This is a genomic window from Ruegeria sp. C10 (assembly GCF_056537805.1).
Map to the genome: position 1 here is coordinate 397863 of NZ_JBQFSC010000001.1, position 20302 is coordinate 418164.

The 20302-nt window shown below is 59.6% G+C and carries 18 protein-coding genes and 1 pseudogene; 9 read left to right on the forward strand and 10 right to left on the reverse strand.

The window, feature by feature from the left end:
- Nucleotide 1 precedes the first annotated feature (1 nt).
- Genes ACR0DE_RS01790 through ACR0DE_RS01810 form a run of 5 tightly spaced genes read left to right on the forward strand, consistent with a single transcriptional unit; the run spans nt 2 to nt 6158 of the window.
- Nucleotides 2–265: a sarcosine oxidase subunit delta gene (locus tag ACR0DE_RS01790; RefSeq protein ID WP_170423136.1), complete on the forward strand. Its 264-nt coding sequence runs from the start codon at nt 2–4 to the stop codon at nt 263–265.
- A complete protein-coding gene (locus ACR0DE_RS01795; protein WP_480751430.1) occupies nt 265–3102 on the forward strand; it encodes a 2Fe-2S iron-sulfur cluster-binding protein in 2838 nt (945 codons plus the stop codon). The genes ACR0DE_RS01790 and ACR0DE_RS01795 overlap by 1 nt, the downstream gene beginning before the upstream one ends.
- Entirely contained in the window at nt 3102–3653 is a 552-nt protein-coding gene (locus ACR0DE_RS01800; RefSeq protein WP_480751432.1) for a hypothetical protein, read from the forward strand. Before ACR0DE_RS01795 ends, ACR0DE_RS01800 begins: the two co-directional genes overlap by 1 nt.
- Entirely contained in the window at nt 3650–4615 is a 966-nt protein-coding gene (locus ACR0DE_RS01805; RefSeq protein ID WP_480751434.1) for a D-2-hydroxyacid dehydrogenase, read from the forward strand. The genes ACR0DE_RS01800 and ACR0DE_RS01805 overlap by 4 nt, the downstream gene beginning before the upstream one ends.
- A 4-nt stretch (nt 4616–4619) precedes the next feature.
- Nucleotides 4620–6158, forward strand: coding sequence for a trimethylamine methyltransferase family protein (locus tag ACR0DE_RS01810; RefSeq protein ID WP_480568324.1), 1539 nt, complete (start codon nt 4620–4622; stop codon nt 6156–6158).
- A gap of 42 nt (nt 6159–6200) precedes the next feature.
- On the opposite strand, the gene ACR0DE_RS01815 is transcribed toward ACR0DE_RS01810, so the two are convergent.
- From ACR0DE_RS01815 to ACR0DE_RS01840, 6 genes are all read right to left on the reverse strand, one after another.
- Entirely contained in the window at nt 6201–6941 is a 741-nt protein-coding gene (locus tag ACR0DE_RS01815; protein ID WP_480751436.1) for a maleate cis-trans isomerase family protein, read from the reverse strand.
- The gene (locus ACR0DE_RS01820) at nt 6938–8005 is read right to left on the reverse strand and encodes a pyridoxal phosphate-dependent aminotransferase (protein ID WP_480751440.1); all 1068 of its coding nucleotides are present in this window, start codon (nt 8003–8005) and stop codon (nt 6938–6940) included. The genes ACR0DE_RS01815 and ACR0DE_RS01820 overlap by 4 nt, the downstream gene beginning before the upstream one ends.
- Nucleotides 8002–9654, reverse strand: a complete 1653-nt coding sequence (locus ACR0DE_RS01825) for a hydantoinase B/oxoprolinase family protein (RefSeq protein ID WP_480436452.1) — start codon at nt 9652–9654, stop codon at nt 8002–8004. Before ACR0DE_RS01825 ends, ACR0DE_RS01820 begins: the two co-directional genes overlap by 4 nt.
- Nucleotides 9654–11750 (reverse strand): hydantoinase/oxoprolinase family protein, encoded by a 2097-nt coding sequence (locus ACR0DE_RS01830; RefSeq protein WP_480751444.1) that lies wholly within the window; start codon nt 11748–11750, stop codon nt 9654–9656. The genes ACR0DE_RS01825 and ACR0DE_RS01830 overlap by 1 nt, the downstream gene beginning before the upstream one ends.
- 257 nt (nt 11751–12007) lie before the next feature.
- On the reverse strand, nt 12008–12217 hold the full coding sequence (locus ACR0DE_RS01835; protein ID WP_480439034.1) for a hypothetical protein: 210 nt from the start codon (nt 12215–12217) through the stop codon (nt 12008–12010).
- Between the two features lie 124 nt (nt 12218–12341).
- Nucleotides 12342–12878 (reverse strand): ABC transporter substrate-binding protein, encoded by a 537-nt coding sequence (locus ACR0DE_RS01840; protein ID WP_480751448.1) that lies wholly within the window; start codon nt 12876–12878, stop codon nt 12342–12344.
- Between the two features lie 17 nt (nt 12879–12895).
- On the opposite strand from ACR0DE_RS01840, the pseudogene ACR0DE_RS01845 reads away from it, so the two are divergent.
- The 3 genes and pseudogenes from ACR0DE_RS01845 to ACR0DE_RS01855 form a co-directional block, all read left to right on the forward strand.
- Nucleotides 12896–13719, forward strand: a pseudogene (locus ACR0DE_RS01845) (ABC transporter permease); the annotation flags it as partial.
- Nucleotides 13716–14636 carry an ABC transporter permease gene (locus ACR0DE_RS01850; protein ID WP_223118569.1) on the forward strand — a complete coding sequence of 307 codons (921 nt, stop codon included), beginning with the start codon at nt 13716–13718 and terminating at the stop codon, nt 14634–14636. The pseudogene ACR0DE_RS01845 and the gene ACR0DE_RS01850, both read left to right, overlap by 4 nt.
- Nucleotides 14626–16266 (forward strand): ABC transporter ATP-binding protein, encoded by a 1641-nt coding sequence (locus ACR0DE_RS01855; RefSeq protein WP_170511618.1) that lies wholly within the window; start codon nt 14626–14628, stop codon nt 16264–16266. Before ACR0DE_RS01850 ends, ACR0DE_RS01855 begins: the two co-directional genes overlap by 11 nt.
- 46 nt (nt 16267–16312) lie before the next feature.
- On the opposite strand, the gene ACR0DE_RS01860 is transcribed toward ACR0DE_RS01855, so the two are convergent.
- Complete coding sequence (locus ACR0DE_RS01860) at nt 16313–16555, reverse strand: hypothetical protein (protein WP_170511620.1); 243 nt, start codon at nt 16553–16555, stop codon at nt 16313–16315.
- A gap of 506 nt (nt 16556–17061) precedes the next feature.
- Between ACR0DE_RS01860 and ACR0DE_RS01865 the strand changes: the two genes are divergently transcribed.
- On the forward strand, nt 17062–17373 hold the full coding sequence (locus ACR0DE_RS01865; RefSeq protein WP_480454537.1) for a helix-turn-helix domain-containing protein: 312 nt from the start codon (nt 17062–17064) through the stop codon (nt 17371–17373).
- An 83-nt stretch (nt 17374–17456) separates the two neighbouring features.
- On the opposite strand, the gene ACR0DE_RS01870 is transcribed toward ACR0DE_RS01865, so the two are convergent.
- From ACR0DE_RS01870 to ACR0DE_RS01880, 3 genes are all read right to left on the reverse strand, one after another.
- Nucleotides 17457–18131: an adenylate kinase gene (locus tag ACR0DE_RS01870; RefSeq protein ID WP_170511624.1), complete on the reverse strand. Its 675-nt coding sequence runs from the start codon at nt 18129–18131 to the stop codon at nt 17457–17459.
- 121 nt (nt 18132–18252) lie between these two features.
- Entirely contained in the window at nt 18253–18660 is a 408-nt protein-coding gene (locus tag ACR0DE_RS01875) for a universal stress protein (RefSeq protein ID WP_480751455.1), read from the reverse strand.
- A 127-nt stretch (nt 18661–18787) separates the two neighbouring features.
- Complete coding sequence (locus ACR0DE_RS01880; protein WP_170465649.1) at nt 18788–20302, reverse strand: malonate--CoA ligase; 1515 nt, start codon at nt 20300–20302, stop codon at nt 18788–18790.

Genomic DNA, 20302 nt, shown 5'->3' on the forward strand with positions numbered 1-20302 from the left:
CATGAAGATCCTGATCTGCCCGATGAACGGGCCCCGCAATATTAATGAATTCCAGAGCTTCGGCCCTCTGCGCGCCAACCCCGACCCGGATGCAACCAGCGATCAGGACTGGGCACGTCACCTGTTCCGCGCCGACAATTCACGCGGAACGCTGGTGGAATGGTGGCGGCACGTGCCCTCGAACTATTTCTTTCTGGCCGAGCGCAACGCCACCACGAACGAGGTGATCCGCACTTTTGACCCCTCAGGGTTGGAGCAAAGGTGATGGCCCGACTTCCCGCACCCTGGGGCAACAGGATCAATCGAGATGCGCCGGTATCGTTCAGCTTTGAAGGGCAGGCGTTTCAGGGATACGAAGGTGATGTGATCGCCTCGGCTTTGGCCGGTCAGGGGAAGTGGATGCTGTCGCGCTCGTTCAAATACCATCGACCGCGCGGTGCGATGTCGATGGCGGGCACCGAGGCCGATACGCTGGTGCAACTGCCCTCGGACCCGAACGTGCAGGCCGACCGGCATCCGATTTCGGCAGGGCTGCAAGTTACGGCGCAGAACGTCAACGGAACACTGGCGCGAGACCGCGACGCATTCATGGACAAGCTGGGGCGATTCATGCCGGTGGGGTTCTATTATCGCACCTTCATGGGCCCGACGCGCAATAGCTGGCTGAAACTGTGGGAGCCGCTGATCCGCAAGAAGGCGGGGCTGGGCGTTCTGGATATCAACGCACCGCATGAAGACTACGAAAAGGCCAACCTGTTTTGCGATCTGCTGGTCGTCGGCGCGGGGCTGGCCGGGTTGACCGCCGCCATCGAAGCCGCCGAGGCCGGGGCTGACGTCATTCTGGCCGAGCAGGAGCCGGTCTTGGGCGGTGCGCTGACCTATGGCCGCGATGCCAACAGGCTGTCCGACCTACTGGCGAAAGTGCAAAGTCTGCCGAACCTCCGCATCATGACCGGTACAGTGGTGAACGGCTGGTTCGAGGACAACTGGCTGCCGCTGATCCGGGGCAACAAGCTGTTCAAGACGCGCGCGCGCGAGGTTCTGCTGGCCACCGGCTGCATCGAACAGCCCGCGATCTTCCGAAACAATGACCTGCCGGGCATCTTGCTGGGCACTGGCGCGCAACGGCTTATGCGGCACTATGGTGTGAAACCGGGCAAGCGCGCGGTGGTACTGGCCGCCAATCTCGACGGTTATCGGGTGGCGCTGGATCTGTTGGACGCAGGCGTAGAACTGGCGGCTGTGGTTGATCCGCGCCCCGGCGGCAGCGGCGGCGAGCTTGGCCAGCAACTGGCAACAAGGGGAACGCGTGTCATTCACGGCGCCGTGGGCGAGGCGCGTGGCAAGACCCATGTTACCGGCGTAAAGGTCGGAGGCGACTGGCTAGATTGCGATCTGTTGGTAATTTCGGTCGGCTATGCGCCAATGTGGCAACTGCCCTGTCATGCTGGCGCGAACCTTGGGTACAATGAAACGGCGGCGCGGTTTTCCCTGTCTCTGCCAGACGCTCCGCTGGGCATTGCCGGGGGTGTTGCCGGGGTCTTTGCGCCTGATGCGGTGGTGGCCGATGCGCAACGCGCGGCACAGACGGCGTTGACTCGTCTGGGGCTGCCAACCCGCGACATCGCGCAGGTCGAAGATGTCGAAGCTGCGTTGACGAATTTCGAACCGGCAATCGCCGGGCATCCCAAGGGCAAGGATTTTGTCGACCGGGACGAGGATATTCAAATCAAGGACCTGCAAAACGCGGTTAACGAAGGCTATCGCGAGTTGGAGCTGATCAAGCGCTTTACCACAGTTGGTATGGGGCCGTCACAAGGGCGGCACTCGGCGCTGGCCACCGCCCGGGTGGTGGCCAAGGCGACCGACCGCACCATCGGGCAGATCGGCGTGACTACGGCCCGTCCGCCATTTGGCCCCGAAACGCTGGGCGTGCTGTCCGGTCATCATCACCCGGCAGACAGGCGCACGGCGCTGCATCACGAACATATCCGGTTGGGGGCGGACATGCGCCCGGTCGGAGCGTGGTGGCGGCCTTATTTCTACGGCCCGAAACAAGACGCCAAGCGCCTCATCGAAGAAGAGGTGCATGCGGTGCGCAATGGGGTCGGCGTGCTGGATGTTTCAACTCTGGGCGGGCTCGAGGTGCGTGGCCCGGATGCGGGCGAATTCCTCAACCGCATTTACACCATGGCCTACAAAAAGCAGCCTGTGGGCCGCTGCCGGTACTGCCTGATGACAAACGAAATGGGCACGGTGATCGACGATGGCGTGGCGTATCGGCTGGCCGAGGATCTGTTCTATGTCACCGCCACCACCGGGGCCGTGGCGCGGGTTTATTCGGATATGTTGTTCTGGAATGCGCAGTGGCGGTTGGATGTGGATGTGCTGAACGTCACCTCGGCCTTCTCGGGCTTCAACATTACCGGTCCCAAGGCGCGCTCCGTGGTCGAAGCGCTGGACAGCGACATCGATTTCTCGCGCGATGGATTTGCCTATCTCGACGGGCGTAGCGGCATGGTGGCCGGGGTGCCGGTGCGCGCCATGCGGATTGGGTTCACGGGCGAGTTGAGCTACGAGCTGCACTGCCCCACCAGCTATGCCCACACCCTGTGGGATGCGGTGATGGCGGCGGGTCACGCGCACGAGTTGCGCCCTTACGGGCTGGAAGCCAGCCGGATTCTGCGGTTGGAGAAAGGCCATATCCTGATTGGTCAGGACACCGACGCGCTGACCTCGCCGGATGAGCTGGGGTTCGAATGGGCGATCTCGAAGACCAAGCCGTTTTTCGTGGGCAAGCGCTCAACCGAGATGCGCCGAAACAAAGGCCTGCCGCGCAAGCTGGTCGGGCTGACATTCGACGGGCCAGATGTACCGGGGGAAAGCTGTCTGGTACTGAGGAATGATGTACCCGTGGGGCATGTGACCTCGGTCCTGTGGTCGCCGACGCTGAACACCCATATCGCGCTGGCATATGTGCATGGCGATGACGCTACGCAAGGATCGCAGGTCACGGTGAAGTGCCGCAATGGCAAGCGCGTCGTTACAACTGTGCGCGGCCACACCTTTTTTGATCCTGAAAACAAACGGCAGGAGGTGTGATGATGCGAACCTATCCGCTTGACCCAAAGGGCGCTGCTGAAAACACACTGCTGGTTTCCGGGCAGATTATCGTGCAGGACCTGACCCACACGCCGCGTTTTGGCCTCAAGGGCCGAGGCACCGTGGCGTTTTTGCAATCGCGGGGCCTGAAGGTACCAGACGTCAACGAAACCGCCGATGGCCTTATGCGTCTGGGTCAGGAAGAGGTGGTGGTACTGGATGCGCCTGCAGACCTGTATGCCCGGTGGCAGGTCGCCGCCACGCCAAAGGGCTATTATTCCTGGCGCGAGGAAACCTGGGCCATGATGCACCTGACCGGCCCGCGCCTGTTCGATCTGCTGGCCAAGATTTGCCCGGTCGACCTGTCGCCCGGTGCCTTTCCAGTGGGAAAGATCGCCCAGACCCGCGTGGGCTATGTCGAGGCAATCACATGGCGCAACGACCGCAAAGGTGTGGGGTTCGATGTCCTTTTCGACGTCGCCGCCACTGCTTTTTTCGCCAACGCGGTAGCCATTGCCAGCGCTGAGTTCCAACCGGAGGTACCCGCATGAAATCCCCCACCGTGATCTTGCACACCGATAACCCCGACGCTGCCCGTGCGGTTCTTGCTGAAGGTCATCCCGATCTGCCGATCCACACCTGCGACAGCTACGAGGCGCTCACGGGTTTGATCGAGGATACAGGGGCCGAAGTTGTCTATTCCGTTCGCTTTGCGGGCACCCCCGGCTTTCCACGCGCAGCACTGGTCGAGAACCCGCAAATCAAATGGGCTTCGGTCGGCGGCTCGGGCACCGATCACCTGAACCCTTGGAACCCTGATGAGGTAACGGTGACAAATGCCGCCGGGGTCGCCGCCGATATGATGGCACAATATGCGCTGGGGGCGATGCTGCATTTCACGCTGGATTTCCCCGGCTTTCGTGCCGCGCAGGCGCGGCGGGACTGGATCGGCGGCAAAGTCGAGCCCATCGACAGCAAGACGGTGCTGATCATCGGCCTTGGCAAAACAGGAGAGGCTGTTGCGGCACGATCCAAAGCTATGGGGCTGAACACAATCGGTGTACGGGCCCGCCCGAAACCGACCCCCAACGTGGACGAGGTACACGGGATGGAGGCTTTGCCTGATCTCTGGCCACGCGCTGACTTTATCGTCGTTTGCGTACCACTGTTGGACAGCACGCGCGGTCTGGTCAGGGCGGAGGCCTTCGCCGCCATGAAACCGACGACGGTGATAATCGACGTCTCGCGAGGTGGGGTAATTGACGAAGCACCTCTACTGGCCGCGCTGGAACAGAACCGGATCAGAGGCGCGGCGCTGGACGTGTTCGTTACCGAACCGCTGCCTCAGGGGCACAGGTTCTGGGAACTGGACAACGTGATCGTCACACCGCACTGCAGCTCGGTCTATGACGGCTGGGATCTGAAATCGGTCCGCATGTTTTCCGAGAACCTGATGCGCTATCGCAAGGGCGAGGTGCTGAACAACATCGTAAATCCACAACGGGGATACTAGGTCAATGGCACGAGACAGACGCAGCGGCGGGCGACGCGGCAAATCCGGGCGCGCGGCGGCGGGAATCGAACAGCTGCCCTGGCAACAGGTGCGCAACAGCTATCCGCCGTTCGAGCTGTTGAACCCTGAACAGATGGATCAGCTGCATACAACCTCGATGCGCATTCTGTCCGAGGCCGGTATCCGGGTGATGGGCGACAATGTTATGGACATTTTCGAACGCGCGGGGGCCATCGTAGACCGCGACACCAAGACCATCCGTATGGACGAAACCATTGTCGCCGAAGCGTTGAAAACGGTGCCCTCGGAATTCACGCTGACCTCTCGCAACCGCGCGAAACAGATTACGCTGGGCGGCGATCATGTGAATTTTGGTTTGGTTGCCGGGCCGCCGAACGTACATGACTGTATCAATGGCCGCCGTCAGGGTAATTATGATGACTATTGCAACTTCATCCGGTTGGCGCATCACTTCAACGCTATCCATCTGATCGGCAATCAGGTGATGGCCCCGATCGAAATGCCCGCCAACAACCGCCATCTGGACACCTACAACGCCAACCTGAGCTATAGCGACCTGAGCTTTCACTGCACCGCTATCGGGCGCGGGCGGGCGATGGATGGCATCAACATGATGGCGATTTCGCGCGGTCAGAAACCCGAGGACATGCGCGGCGATCCGGGGGTGATCACAATCATTTCGGTGAACTCTCCGCGCCTGTTCGACGATGCCATGGGTGACGGCCTGATCGCGATGGCCGAGTATGGTCAACCGGTGACGGTCACGCCGTTCACTCTGATGGGGGCCATGACACCGGTCACGCTGCCTGCCGCGCTGGCGCAACAGAACGCCGAGGCGCTGTTCGGTGTGGTGCTGACGCAGTTGGTCAGCCCGGGAGCGCCTGTCATGTATGGCTCGTTCACCTCGAATGTGGACATGAAATCTGGGGCTCCGGCCTTTGGTACACCGGAGAATGCCAAGGCGAATATTGTCGGCGGGCAGTTGGCGCGGCGCTATGGCATTCCGTACCGGACATCGAATGCAAATGCGTCCAACGTGGTGGATTTGCAGGCGGCATACGAAACGATGATGGCCACCTGGGGCGCGGTTCTGGGAGGGGCTAATATCGTCTATCATGCCGCCGGCTGGCTTGAAGGCGGGCTGACCGCATCTTACGAGAAATTCGTTATGGATATCGAGATCATCCAGAACATGATGGAATTCCTCAAACCGATGAAATTTAACACGGATGAACTGGGCCTGGACACCATCAAATCGGTGCCCACTGGCGGCCATTTCTTTGGCGTCGATCACACGATGGAACGCTATGAAACCGCGTTCTACAAACCGATGCTGTCCGACTGGCAGAACTATGAAAACTGGGAGGCGGCCGGAGCCAAGGACGCCCTGCAACGCGCCACCGAGGTTTGGCAGCAGGCGCTACGCGAGTATCAGATGCCCGAGATGGATCCCTCCGTGCGTGAGGAGCTGGATGCCTATATCGCCAAACGCAAGGAAGAGATCGGCAGCGGCGAACCCTGATGGAATATCGGGGCAGGGGGGTCGACCGCTGCCCCGGTTCGGTTACAGCAGATCGAACAACCGGCCCGGCAGCGCCTCGTGGCGTGGCAGACCCAGCGCCCGCATCATGCAGAACATCATCGCCTGATTTGAGGTCACTACCGGCTTGTCCAGCGTGTCCTCGATCTGCGCGATGGCCTCGACTGCGCGCATGTCGGTGCAGCTGAGCACGACGGCTTGCGCGTCCGGGTGGTCTGCCTCACAGGCGAGGTCGTAAACCTCGTCCGGGGTCAGCTCTCCCTGCCCGTAATTGCCCAGCTCGCGGCCAACATCGGCGCAGCGCACGGTTTCGATGCCGTTTGCGGCCATGAAATCCATCGCCTGCGTGTTGATTTCGCCCAGATAGGGCGAGGAAAAGCCCACTTTCGTCACCCCAAGCGCCTGAATGGCGGCGATCAGCGATCCGGCGGCTGTCAGCGATTGCGCTCCCGATCCGGCCTTGATCTGCTGCGCCAGACCGGCGTCGAAAGACGGTCCATGGGTCAGCGTGGCCGAGGTGCAGCCGTACAACACCACATCTGGCCGCACGCCCGAAATCATCCGCAAATCGTGGCTGATGTCCGAGGCCCCAAGCCCCGCCATCTGGTCAGAACCGGGGATTTCATCGACATCATAACCACCCATGCGCTGGAAATGCACGGTGGTGTGCGGGCAGCGCATCAAGGCCATATCGGCCTCGAGGTTGGTGTTGGTGAAGGGCACCAGAACGCCGATCTTGGCCCGGGTACGCGTTTCGTGGCTCATGACGTTACCTTTCTCAGAACGGCCAGACAGCGATCCATCACCGGTGTGTTGCAGATCGTGGCGCGCAGGCAGTCGGACAGACCATAGCCGCCCATACCGCGCATCAGCAGTTTCTCGGCCCGTAGCGCAGCGTCGGCCTGGTGCGCCTGCTCGGTCGAGGCAAAGTGGATCAGCACGAAATTGGTGTGGCTGTCCGGCACGATCAGCCCCAGATCGCGGCAGTCCTCCGCGAACCGATCGCGAATGGTTGCCGTTTTCGCGACCACGTCCCGCATATGCGCCTGATCGCGCATCGCCGCCGCTGCCGCAGCCTGCGAGGCAATCGAGATGTTGTTGGGGTTCAACAGCTTGCGCAGCTCTCTGGCGATGTCGGTGGGGAAATAGCCCCACCCGGCGCGCGCCCCGGCAAGCCCGTAAGCCTTGGAGAAGGTGCGGGTGATCACGGTATCCCCCCGATCAGCCAGCGCGAAAATCTCTGCTGGATCGTTGGCTTGGTCGGCGAACTCGGCATAGGCCTGATCGACCACCAGCAGCACGTCGCCGGGTAGCGCGTTGCGCAGGCGCAGGATGTCGGCATTCGGGATCAGGGTGCCGGTGGGATTGCCCGGGTTACAGACAAACACGATACGGGTCGCCGGGGTGACGGCGGCCAGAACCGCGTCGACGGATACGGTCAGATCGACCTCGGGCGCGGCGACGTATTTGGCCTGCGCCTGCGCCGTGGCCGAGGCCACGAAGGCATAGCCATACTGCGTGCCCAGCACGTGATCGCCGGGCCCGGCAAAGGCGCGGATCAGGCAGCCGATCAGCTCCATCGAGCCCGCGCCACACAGCACCCGCGCCGGGTCGACCCCGTGTACCCCGGCAATGGCCGCGCGCATGTCGGGCCATTCGGGATCAGGGTAGAGCGTCAGATCAGCCAGCGCTGCCTGCCCGGCCGCCACGGCGGACGGACTGGCCGGAAAGGCGCTTTCGTTCTGCGCCAGCGAGATTGTGCCTTCGGCACCCAGATCGGCCAGCGCATAGGCGCCCATGGCGCCGACATAAGAAACCGGACGGATCATGTGTCACCTCCGTAAGCTTTGGCCCCCTCGGCACTGACCAAACCGCGTTTGAGGTCCAGCGCCAGCGCATCCGAGTTGCGGTCGCCCGGATCGCCGAAACCGCCACCACCGGGAGTGTCGAAGATCAGATAATCGCCGCCTTCGACCCGCAGCTCTCCCTTGCCGGGAATGTCGCTGTCGCCATCACGGAACCGGATGCGCCCCGGCGCGCCGGGCTGACCGCCCATGCGGCCCAGGGCGGGGAATTTCAGCCGCTCGACCGACAGGAACACGATGAAGGGCGCACCGTTGGACGAGGTCATCTCGATCCGCTGCCCCAGCCCGCCGCGATACTTGCCCGCGCCGCCGGAATCCGCACGCAGTTCGCGCCGCCAGATGGTGACGGGCGCGACGCTTTCGGTGATCTCCACCTGCGAACCGAACACGCCCGAGGGGTAGGCGGTGGCTGACAGCCCGTCCGCATGAGGCCGCGCGCCGGTGCCGCCATTATGTACCGGTTCCACTGCGAATTCGCGCCCACCATCGCGGGCCACCTCGGGGGCGTGGCGCATGGGCAGGTCGAACATGCAGCTTGCGCCCTCGGCGGGCACTTCATCAGGTAGTGCCTGATGCAGACAGCCCAGCACCAGATCGGGTGTCACCTGACCCAGCGTGTGCCGCATCGCCACCGGCACCGGGCGCTGTGCGTTCAGGATGCAGCCCTTGGGGCCGTCGACGGTGAACGGCTCCAGCGATCCGGCATTGTTGGGGATGTCCGAGCCGACGATGCAGCGCAGCGCAAACACCGTATAGGCGGTAGCATAGTTCAGCGGCACGTTGATGCCCTTGCGCGAACAACCCGAGGTGCCGGTGAAATCCACATGCATCCCCGATTTACTGACGGTCAGGGTTGCGTGCAACTCCAGCTCATTCTCATAGCCATCCATTTTCAGGACGTTTTTGTAGATACCTTTGGGCACCTCGGCGATGGCCTCAAGCGTGCCACGGCGCGAAGTGTCGATGATGTAGGACCCCAGCGCATCCAGATCGGTCAGGCCGAACTCTTCCATCATACTGACCAGCCGGTTCACCCCGGCCTCGCAACAGGCGATCAGGGCATAGATGTCGCCCTCGTTGGCGATGGGCTCGCGGCTGTTGGCGCGGATGATGTCCAGCAGCAGCGCGTTGGGGATGCCTTCCTCGACCAGTTTACAGGGCGGAATCAGCAGCCCCTCGTCATAGATGTCGGACCCTTCCGGCCCCATGCCCAGACCACCCAGATCAACCAGATGCGAGGTGCATGAGGTGAAGCCCACTACCTTGCCATCCTTGAACGCGGGCATCATCAGCAGGAAGTCGTTCAAATGCCCCGAGGCCAGCCACGGATCGTTGGTCATGTAGATATCGCCCGGTTTCATGGTCTGAACCGGGAAGGCGGCGCGCAGGTGCTGCACCGCTTCGGCCATGGTGTTGATATGGCCCGGCGTGCCGGTCACCGCCTGTGCCAGCATCCGGCCGTTGACGTCGAAGATCCCGGCGGAGATATCGCCGCATTCGCGCACGATGGGCGAAAAGGCGGCGCGGATCAGGGTCTGGCCCTGTTCCTCGACCACCGCCAGCAAACGGTTCCACATCACTTGTAGGCGGGCGGGGGACAGATCGGTCGTCATCATGCGCCTCCTTTCTGGTCCTGAACCAGGACGAGGTTTCCTATGGCATCCACATGGGCCGAGAAATCGGCCGAGACCAGCGTGGTGGTCTGCGGTTCGTGGATCAGGGCGGGGCCTTGTATGCGATCGCCGGGGTGTAGGTCAGCCCGCGCCACGAATGCGGCTTGTCTCAGCGCCCCGTCCACATCGCAGGTGATCGGGCGGGATTCGGTTGCGGTGATAGTAGCCAACGCCGGAGTTTCCGGTACTGGCGGCACGGCGCAGTCGCTTGTGGCGACGCGCACCGCCCAGTTGAGAATCTCGATCTGCATCCCCGGCACCGGGCGTGAGAACTGCTTGCGATATTCTTCCTCAAAGGCGGTGGTCAGCGGTGCAATATCGTCTGCCGTCAGATGCCGGTCGGACAGAGTGATCTCGATCTCGTGACCCTGACCGTTGTAGCGCATGAAGGCTGTGCGGTGGGTTTCGGTCGGGGCATTGCCCGCGCCCTGGGCAACCACGCCTTTGGCTTCGGAAATCATTGCGTCGAACAGCGCGTTGATCTCATCCATGTCCATGCTGTCCAACAGCGAATAGCGCGAGCGGACGATTTCGAACGACACGGGTGCGAACAGGAAGCCCACGGCAGACCCCACGCCCGGATTGGGCGGGATTACAATGCGGCTGACCCCGGCGGACCGTGCCACCCGGCTGGCATGCAACGGCCCGTTGCCGCCAAAGGCAATCATCGTGCGCGGTCCAAGATCCTTGCCCGATTCCACCGCGTGCATCCGGCCCGCGCTGGCCATGCTTTCGTCGACGATGCGGCTGACGCCGTCGGCTGAGCCAACGGCATCGAGATCTAGTTTCGACCCGATCACCCGGCTCAGCGACTGTTTCGAGCCTTCGGGGTCCAGCTTGATATGCCCCTCGGCAAATGTGTCGGGCACGATGTAGCCCAGCGTAATGTCGCTGTCTGTCACAGTGGGCTCGGTGCCGCCGCGCATGAAGGCCACGGGTCCGGGTTCAGACCCCGCCGATTTCGGACCCACGGTCAGGCGTCCCAGCCGGTCAACCCCGGCGATGGACCCACCGCCCGCGCCGATCTCGATCATCTCTATCACCGGGATGCGCACTGGCATGCCCGAGCCCTTTATGAACCGCGCGGCGCGGGCGATCTCGAACTGGCGCGAGGTCTGCGGGCGGGCCTTGTCGATCAGGCACATCTTAGCGGTGGTGCCGCCAACGTCAAAGGACAGCACCTGATCCAGCCCGGTGCGGGCGGCGATGCGGGCGGCCAGAATGGCCCCTCCGGCGGGGCCGGATTCCACCAGCCGGATCGGAAAACGCGCGGCGGTGCGCACGGTGCACATGCCGCCGCCCGCCGTCATCATCAGGATCGGACAGGTCACGCCCTCGGCCTCGAACCGGTCGACGAAACGGGCCAGATAGGTCTGCATCAGCGGCTGGATATAAGCATTGGCAACGGTGGTGCACAGCCGGTCGAACTCGCGCGCCTCGGGGCTGACCTCGGACGAGATCGAGACGGTCAGATCGGGCCGCTTCTCAGCCAGCACATCGCGTAGGCGGCGTTCATGGGCGGGGTTGGCATAAGCGTGCATCAGGCAGATCGCTATGGCCTCTGCGCCGCTCGCGTCGATATCGGCCAGCAGTGCGTCGATGGCCGAGTCTTCGAGCTCGATCAATACCTGACCACCCGCCGACATGCGTTCGCGCACGGTCAGAGCACGCTCGCGCGGCACCAGCAGGTCAGGCTTCTCGAGGTTGATATCGTATTGCGAATAACGCCGCTCATACGCGATTTCCAGGATGTCGCGAAAGCCTTCGGTGGTCACCGTCGCCACCACCGCGCCGCGACGTTCGATCAGCGCATTGGTCGCCAGGGTGGTGCCGTGGATAAAGCCGGTCACCTGATCCAGCGTCCGGCCCGATTGCTGCACTACTCGCGCGGCCCCTTCCATGGCGCCGTCGGCAGGGTTCTGATGGGTGGTCAGGGTCTTGGTGGAGGCCAGGATTGTCTCTTCGCCGGAGACAAGAACCGTATCGGTGAAGGTGCCGCCAATATCGATGGCCAGGCGCAGCGTTTGAGTTGTCATGAGGTCTTCCGAAATTTCTATAATCGCAGCGTGAAGCAAAAGGCCCGAGGCCCTGCTTTATGCAAGGATCACAAGATCACAGCCGGTTGCGCGGCGGTCCGTAGGATTCGGAATATCAGTCTGTGTCATGGGCGAAATGTGCAGTTTCAAGATAGCCGCAGCAAGCTGGATTGCGACAGAAAGGCCTGCAAGCGACATCTTTCGGCGTAGCAGGCCCGAAATCTGCCGAAACGGGCCGTCAGACGGCGAGCGCTCGATCAGGCAAGCCACCAGCGTTCAGGGGCTTTGGCACCATCCATTTCCCAATTCGCGGCGATCTCGCCCTGGGCGACGGTTTTGGCAACACCCATGATATGATTGGCGAACATCGGAACGATCGCACCACCATCATCATGAACCAAAGTCTGCGCCTCGGCATACAGTGTGCGGCGTTTGGCGTCGTCCAGCTCTGCGCGGGCCTCGACCACGATGGCGTTGAAGCGATCGGCGGCTTCGCCTGTGCGCCAGGCTCGTACACCTCAATGAATTAGCCACCGGTGCCAATTCCGGATTGTGGGTCGGTCAATTTGCCATCGGTCGAAGGCATAATGACTAAGTGATAGCCAGACAGGATGATGGGAAGTCGGCATTTGCCGGATCCAGCTCGAACACCACGTTGTTGCCATCGGCGCGCATCGATTTGATTTGGGCAACCAAACCGTTCACCGCAGATTTCGATCCTTCGCCACAGTGGTGGTCGATTGTGGCGATGACAACGGCAGGGGTAAGGGTTTGGTCGTTGTGGAACTCGACCCCTTCACGCAGGGTGAATACCCAAGTGATTGCGTCGTTCGAGGAATACTCGGTCGCGAGTTCGGGCACTAAATTTCCGTTTGCGTCTAATTCGACCAAGTTGTTGCCGAACAGATAGGCGACAGCGGTTTTGATCGTGCCTTCATAGGTTGCTGGGTCTAAAAAGTCGGTAGTCGAACCGCTGCCAAAGCCAAATTTGATCGCTCCGCCTTTTTTAGGGACCTGCGCAAGTGCTTGTCCGGATAGGCTCAGTGCCGCCGGAATGGCAAGGCCCGCAGCCAGAGCGCTTGATATGAAGATACGACGCGAAATCCGGCCGCTCTGCAGTTTCTGCATCTGAGAGGACAGGAAAGGTGATCCGGGCCGAGCTTGGCCTCGATAAACCTGCCTATATCCGATATTTCGACTGGATCGGTGCGTTGGCGACCGGGGATCTGGAACGTCGTTCTCAGGTCGGGCGAGTTCGGGTGTGGATCGATCACGTCCGGTAGTGGAACTGGTCGCACCGCGCTTATGGAATACATTGTTTCTTGCGGGTATGGCGGCGCTGATCTCGGTTCCGCTAGCGCTGTTTCTGGGTATCACCACCGCGCTGTGGCGCAATTCGCTCTATGATAAGCTGGCCAGCGCCAGCACCTTGACGGCGATCTCGTTCCCCGAGTTCTTCGTGGCCTATATCCTGATTTTGCTGTTCGGAACGCTATGGCCGGTGTTGCCGTCGTTGGCCAATGTGGAGCCAGGGATGCCGCTGGTCGAGCGGATCGTCAAATGCATATTACCTGCGCTTACACTGACACTTGTAATCGTCGCGCACATGATGCGTATGACGCGGGCTTCGCTGATCAGTCTTCTAGCTTCACCCTATGTCGAGATGGCGCGGTTGAAAGGAGAGAACGCCCGCCGCGTGGTTCTGCATCACGCGCTGCCCAATGCGTGGGCGCCAATTTCAACGGTGGTCGCGTTCAACCTGGCCTATCTGGTAGTTGGAGTGGTCGTGGTCGAGGTGGTGTTCGTCTATCCCGGCGTCGGCCAACTGATGGTCGATGCTGTCAGCTCGCGCGATATCCCGGTGGTTCAGGCGTGCGCCCTGATATTCGCCGCCACATATGTCCTTCTGAACCTGATTGCCGACATCATTGGAATCGTCACCAACCCGAGGCTTCTGCACCCAAAATGAGCCAGACAAGCAAGACATATTCAGCCGCCGCCGAGGTGGGTCGCGTGCGGACCCGTCGCAGCAAGCGCGAGCGTATTTGGATCGAGCTGAAGAAAGCGCCGCCGACAGCAATTTTCGGCATGTTTGTGATCCTGTTCTATCTAATCATGGCAATCGGAGCGCCGGTCATCGCGCCTTATGGTGAGGCCGAGGTATTCCCGACGCCTTACGCACCCTGGTCGTCCGAGCATTGGCTGGGTACCGACCAGATCGGGCGTGATATCCTGTCGCGGCTGATCTATGGCGCGCGCAACACCATCGGTATCGCTTTTTTCACTACGCTGCTGGCGTTCTTCATCGGAGGCGGTCTGGGGCTGATCGCTGCGATTAACCGCAGTTGGCTGGATCAATTGATCAGCCGGGGCGTAGATGTATTTATGGCCATTCCCAGCCTGATTTTCGCGCTGATGCTGCTGTCGATTTTCGGCTCGTCGGCGCTGTCGTTGATTTTGATTATTGCGATTCTGGATTCAACCCGCGTGTTCCGCCTGACTCGCGCTGTGGCGGTGAACGTGGCAGTGATGGATTATGTCGAGGCAGCCCGGCTGCGCGGCGAAAAACTGCCTTGGGTGATGCGTCGCGAGATTTTGCCCAACATCATGCCTCCGCTGGTGGCCGAGTTCGGGCTGCGATTCTGTTTCGTGTTCCTAACCATCGCTGCGCTCAGCTTTCTGGGCGTCGGTATTCAGCCCCCCACCGCCGATTGGGGCACCATGGTGCGCGAGACCGCCAACCTGATCCAGTTCGCCAAATATGATTTCAAGGCCGGGATCACGCCACTGCTGCCCGCTGCCTCGATCGCGTTGATCACTGTGGCGGTCAACTTTGTCGTCGACTGGTTCTTGCACAAAACAAGCGGATTACGCGATGAACACTGAGACTGACCTTCTGCTGGATATGCGCGACATCCGTATCGAGGGGTTCTCGGACGAAAAGTGGAATCCGATCATCAAAGGTGTCAACCTGACCCTGAAGCGCGGTGAGGTGCTGGGCCTGATAGGCGAAAGTGGCGCGGGCAAGTCGACGCTGGGCAAAGCGGCTATGGGATACACGCAGCCCGGCTGTCGTATCACGGGCGGTTCGATCCGGTTCAAGGGGCAGGAGTTGCGGGATCTGGACGACCACGCGCTGCAGCATCTGTGGGGATCGCGGATAGCCTATGTGGCCCAATCGGCGGCTGCGTCGTTCAACCCGGCGCATAAGTTGTTGGATCAGACCGTTGCTGCAACGGTGCGCGAAGGACTGCAACCCGAGAATGTCGCGCGTGAGGATGCCCGCGCGCTTTATGCCTCGTTGTCGTTACCGCATCCCGAAACGATTGGTGACCGCTATCCGCATCAGGTCTCCGGTGGCCAGTTACAGCGGATCATGACAGCCATGGCGATGTCACCCCGTCCCGATCTGATCATTTTCGACGAACCGACAACTGCGCTGGATGTGACGACCCAGGTCGAAGTTCTGACTGCTATGCGCCGGATCGTCGAAGAATTTCATACCGCCGCAATCTACATAACCCATGACCTGGCGGTGGTCGCGCAGATGGCGGACCGGATCAAGGTGCTGCGCTATGGAGAAGAGGTAGAAGAGGCGGAAACGCGCAAAATGCTGTCTGCGCCCGAGCAAGAGTATACCAAATCCCTCTGGTCCGTGCGTCTGTTGCAAAAACAAGCCGAGACTTCGGATGATATCATCCTTAAAATTGACGGTGTGGATGCGGCCTATGGCAAGAGCGCCAAGGTGTTGCACAATGTGTCAATCAGCCTGCCGCGCGGGCGCACGGTGTCGATTGTCGGCGAATCCGGATCTGGTAAATCGACCACGGCGCGGGTGATCACCGGCTTGCTGCCCGCCACAAGCGGGCAGGTCACGTTCAATGGCGAGGTCCTGCCAAACGAACTGAAAAACCGCAGCCGTGATCAGCTGCGCAGAATTCAGATGATCTATCAGATGGCCGATACCGCGATGAACCCGCGTCAAACCGTAGGCGAAATCATTGGACGTCCGCTGGAATTTTATCATGGTCTGCGGGGCCGGGCGCAGGAGGACCGGGTCATCGAACTGCTTGAAGCCATCGAGTTGTCGGAAGACTTCTATGATCGTCTTCCCAGCGAATTGTCCGGCGGACAAAAACAGAGAATTTGCATTGCTCGCGCTCTGGCCGCCGACCCTGAGGTGATTATTTGTGACGAAGTGACGTCCGCACTGGACCAGATTGTGCAGGAAGGCATACTGCAATTGCTGATGCGCCTACAAAAGGAGCGCGGAATTTCCTATCTGTTCATCACGCATGACATTGCCACGGTCGAGGCTATTTCGGACGAGATTGTTGTGATGCTGAATGGTCAAGTCGTCGAGCAGGGATTGAAGAATACCGTTCTATCCGAACCCTTCCCGGACTATACAAAGCTGCTGCTAAGTTCGGTTCCCGAGATGGACCCGGATTGGTTGACGAACCTGCTGAAAGAGCGAAAAGAAAATCACTTAAATACAAAACATGACACTGCGTAGGCGCGGGCAATAACAACACTTGCGAAGCTCAGTCGCAGTGGACTTCTCATTTTGCTTGTATTCCGAAACTCTTTTTTACCGGCATAACAATAGATCGATACGCAGATAACCTGAAACTCAGGAGCAACTCGCGAATTAAGGTGGCTTTTGACTGGATCGCATTGATGTTCTTGTTCACAATCAGTTCGATCCTCTTTTGGGCTGCCATAGGGTTGATACTTGAGGTCACCGCAGGCCGTGTAATTGCCCCGTTCTTCGACACCCCATTGGTGACATGGGCTGCAGTCATCACAACCTTCCTCGCCGGGTTTTCCTCAGACAGTGCGCGCGAAGCCTTGTCGCAAAATACGAGTGCAAGGCTGCGATCAATAATGTGCGAGCGGCGCCTGTCGTGATGACTGTCCCAATGGCATCATCTCCGACGGTCATGGGACTGCTCTCCGTAATGGGTGCTCAAGTAGTGGCTGGAATGCTGCAGAGCGCACCTTACATGCGTCGCAAAGATCTTATCGACTAAACCTCCTAGCACGACATCGTCCAATTTGGTGATGCCTTATGAACAATAGATCTGGGACCGAGTGAACGTCGATCTCAATCTGGCATCCCCTGTCTTGTTCGTTGGAGGTGGTAGTAGCACTTTGCCCACCAACCTGCTCGCACCGCGACCACTGATGCAGGTCGCCCGGTTTTTTTCTGATCGACCCTGGCGAGCGGGCGCAGAGCTATTACATCTCGTTTTCGCCCAACCTGACTCATGGGGGCAACGCAATCCTTCGAACGCAGCATTGGGTGCAAATGCGTTATGCGGGCCCGATCCCGGTTTCCGAATTGGCCCGCACCGCTCGACTTGAGCTGCGCACTTTTGGATTCCGATTCCTGACGGCCACGGGTTTCACGCCATCGGAATACCTGCGACAGCTTCGCATCACCAATGCCTGTCAGAGGCTGGAACTATCCCAGTCCAGTATCGAAACCATCGCGCGGGATATGAGGTATATGGATGTTTCAGCATTCCGCCGAATGTTTCACGAAGTAGTCGACCTCTCGCCGGGAGATTACCGCAAGCGCTTTTCTTTTCTCAAAGACGCTTCGCATTTAAGAAAATGACGTCTGAACAGCCTTTCTTGGGTCTGTTTTTGCTTTGGCCAAGCGTAATTGCGAAGGTCTGATACCTCTGCTTTCTTTTGTAATCACGACCTTGACGATATGGCGGCCTCGATGCTTCGATTGATTGCCTCGATCGGTCCCATTGCGTTAACACTCGCCAAAACGCCCATATGGCTATAGTAGTCGATCAAGGGTGAAGTCTGTTCACGATATTCAATCAGACGTGCAGCGACTGTTTCGGCCTTGTCGTCAGCACGGCGCTTAAACTCAGAGCCTCCGCAATTGTCGCAGCGTTCCGCTGCCTCAAGCGGTTTGAATGTATCATGGTAACCTTCGCCACATCCTGCACAGGTAAAGCGACCGGAAATGCGGTCGACCATTTTTTTGTCATCCACCGCAAGACTGACGACAGCACTGATCTGCTGCCCCGTTTCCGCCAATAGTTGATCCAATGCGCGCGCCTGACTAAGCGTGCGTGGAAATCCGTCTAATATCACCCCTCCGGCACAGTCCGAATCGCTCATACGGTCACGCAAGATCGAAATGACGATGTCATCTCCGACGAGCCTGCCTTCAGCCATGATAGATTCCACCGCCTTGCCTGTTTCGCTGCCGCTTTCAATCGATCTGCGGAGCAAATCGCCTGTCGACAACTGAACCAAGTCAAATTTTTGCTCAAGCAGTCGGGATTGCGTTCCCTTACCGGCACCAGGAGGGCCCAGAAGGATTAACACTTTAGACGTATTCGGGCTGGTCACTCTTTTTCCTCTTAGAGAATATCGTAAACACGACTTGGAATAGACCGCTCAGTGCCATTTCAGATGTATTAGCGGTGTATGACTGTCGTGTGTGGGCGTTGCGTCTGGTCCGTAGACCAGACTATCGCACCACATGTACAGAACAGTTTGCATGCCTGACTACGCGTGCCGCTGTGGACCCCAGAAGATAATCCTGCAATCCAGGCTGGTGGCTTGCGATAACGATGCAGTCTGCATTGTTATTCGTTGCATAATCGAGAATTCCACGGCCCGGCTGTCCTTCGACAATTTCAATTTTGGAGTCCGCAACCCCGTCGACTAGTGGGCCCAGTTTGTCAGTAACGCTGGTCTTTGCGATATCCAGATGGTTTTCAGGAAGCAGGTCGCTTGTGTATTGCGGAAGGTGCTCAATGACATGCAATAGAGTAATATGACCACCATCCGAGCGGAGAGTTTGTGCGACATCCAGCGCTCTTTGCGCGTCGCGGTCGGTATCAAAGGAAACAGGGACTAGAATATTTCCATACATTTCTGGTTCTCCAGCAGGTAGAAAAATTCAACAACCAGAGAAGGGAACAGGTCCGCCTGCCCTGGTTGTTGAAGTTAGGCCCGTAGCATTATCGAGAAGAGGGGCTACTGGGCCGGGGAGGGTCATCTTACGCTGCCACGAACATGTCTTTGTATCGGTCGCGCAGGATGTTCTTTTGAACTTTGCCCATGGTGTTGCGGGGCAGTTCGTCCAGCAGGATCAGTTTGCGTGGATGCTTGAACCGCGCCAAGCTACCGCGCACGGCCTCCATCATTGCGTCCAGATCGGGGGTTTGGCCCCGCTCTGCAACGATCACGCCCAGAACAGTTTCGCCGAAATCGGGATGTGGAACGCCCACAACGGCGCTTTCCAGCACGCCGGACTGGTCATCCAGAATCAGCTCGATTTCTTTGGGATAGATGTTGTAACCGCCTGAAATAATAAGGTCTTTGTTGCGGCCAACAATATGAACATAGCCGTCTTCGTCGATCCGACCCAAATCGCCAGTGATGAAAAACCCGTTCTCGCGCAGTTCGGCGGCAGTCTTCTCCGGCATCTGCCAGTAACCTTTGAACACGTTGGGCCCGCGCACCTCGATCTCGCCGATCTCGCCCTGAGCCAGCGCATTGCCGTCTGAATCACAGATCTGCAGCTCGACCCCAGGCAATGGAAAGCCCACCGTGCCTGCGCGGCGGTCACCGTCATAGGGGTTCGAGGTGTTCATGTTAGTTTCGGTCATGCCATAGCGTTCAAGGATGCGATGGCCGGTGCGTTCTTCGAACTGTACATGGGTTTCGGCCAGCAAGGGTGCCGAGCCTGAAACAAACAGGCGCATATGTGCGGCCAGATTCTTGGTGAAGCGGTCATCGTCCAGAAGGCGGGTGTAGAAGGTTGGCACGCCCATCATGGTCGTGGCATTGGGCATCCGCCCGATGATCTCATCCAGATCGAACTTGGGCATAAAAACGATGCTACTGCCTGCAGCCAGCGTGACATTGGTGGCCACGAATAGTCCGTGAGTGTGAAAGATCGGCAGCGCATGCAGCAGCACGTCGTCGGATGTGAAGCGCCATTCTTTGACCAGCGTCTGTGCATTCGACAACAGGTTGTTCTGGGTCAGCATCGCACCCTTCGATCGGCCTGTAGTCCCCGATGTATAGAGGAATGCGGCCAGATCGTCGCCATCACGGTCAACGGTCTCAAAGCTGGCAGGCATTGCTGCAGCCTGCTCCATCAGGCTGCCGCTGCCATCAGCGTTCAGGGTTTCCACCTTCGCGCCTAGCTGCGCACCAACCGGGGCGAGTTTCTCTTCGCTGCGGCTGTCACAAACGATCAGCGAGGCGCCACTGTTTTCGATGAAATAGGTCAATTCATCCACAGTGTAAGCGGTATTGAGCGGCAGGAATACAAGACCTGCCTGCGCACAGGCAGCATATAGCGCCAGCGCTTCGGGCGATTTCTCGATCTGTGCCGCAACCCGGTCGCCGGGTTTCAGGCCCAGCTGCGTCGCCACATGGGCGATTTGTGCGGCGGTGCTCAGGAAGTCCTGATGGGTGATGGTCGTTCCGTCGAGCAACTGCAAAAAGGCTGTGTCTTTACCGGCATGTGCGCCGAACAAACCGTCATAGAGAGGATTGGCCAT

What these genes read in the sequence shown, in the direction of transcription:
- ACR0DE_RS01855 (WP_170511618.1), top strand. Translation starts at nt 14,626, where the DNA reads ATGAACACTGAGACTGACCTTCTGCTGGATATGCGCGACATCCGTATC.
- ACR0DE_RS01825 (WP_480436452.1), bottom strand. Translation starts at nt 9,654, where the DNA reads ATGACGACCGATCTGTCCCCCGCCCGCCTACAAGTGATGTGGAACCGT.
- ACR0DE_RS01805 (WP_480751434.1), top strand. Translation starts at nt 3,650, where the DNA reads ATGAAATCCCCCACCGTGATCTTGCACACCGATAACCCCGACGCTGCC.
- ACR0DE_RS01800 (WP_480751432.1), top strand. Translation starts at nt 3,102, where the DNA reads ATGATGCGAACCTATCCGCTTGACCCAAAGGGCGCTGCTGAAAACACA.
- ACR0DE_RS01820 (WP_480751440.1), bottom strand. Translation starts at nt 8,005, where the DNA reads ATGATCCGTCCGGTTTCTTATGTCGGCGCCATGGGCGCCTATGCGCTG.
- ACR0DE_RS01850 (WP_223118569.1), top strand. Translation starts at nt 13,716, where the DNA reads ATGAGCCAGACAAGCAAGACATATTCAGCCGCCGCCGAGGTGGGTCGC.
- ACR0DE_RS01790 (WP_170423136.1), top strand. Translation starts at nt 2, where the DNA reads ATGAAGATCCTGATCTGCCCGATGAACGGGCCCCGCAATATTAATGAA.
- ACR0DE_RS01830 (WP_480751444.1), bottom strand. Translation starts at nt 11,750, where the DNA reads ATGACAACTCAAACGCTGCGCCTGGCCATCGATATTGGCGGCACCTTC.
- ACR0DE_RS01795 (WP_480751430.1), top strand. Translation starts at nt 265, where the DNA reads ATGGCCCGACTTCCCGCACCCTGGGGCAACAGGATCAATCGAGATGCG.
- ACR0DE_RS01875 (WP_480751455.1), bottom strand. Translation starts at nt 18,660, where the DNA reads ATGTATGGAAATATTCTAGTCCCTGTTTCCTTTGATACCGACCGCGAC.
- ACR0DE_RS01840 (WP_480751448.1), bottom strand. Translation starts at nt 12,878, where the DNA reads ATGCAGAAACTGCAGAGCGGCCGGATTTCGCGTCGTATCTTCATATCA.
- ACR0DE_RS01815 (WP_480751436.1), bottom strand. Translation starts at nt 6,941, where the DNA reads ATGAGCCACGAAACGCGTACCCGGGCCAAGATCGGCGTTCTGGTGCCC.
- ACR0DE_RS01810 (WP_480568324.1), top strand. Translation starts at nt 4,620, where the DNA reads ATGGCACGAGACAGACGCAGCGGCGGGCGACGCGGCAAATCCGGGCGC.
- ACR0DE_RS01880 (WP_170465649.1), bottom strand. Translation starts at nt 20,302, where the DNA reads ATGGCCAATCCTCTCTATGACGGTTTGTTCGGCGCACATGCCGGTAAA.
- ACR0DE_RS01865 (WP_480454537.1), top strand. Translation starts at nt 17,062, where the DNA reads ATGCGTTATGCGGGCCCGATCCCGGTTTCCGAATTGGCCCGCACCGCT.
- ACR0DE_RS01860 (WP_170511620.1), bottom strand. Translation starts at nt 16,555, where the DNA reads ATGACTGCAGCCCATGTCACCAATGGGGTGTCGAAGAACGGGGCAATT.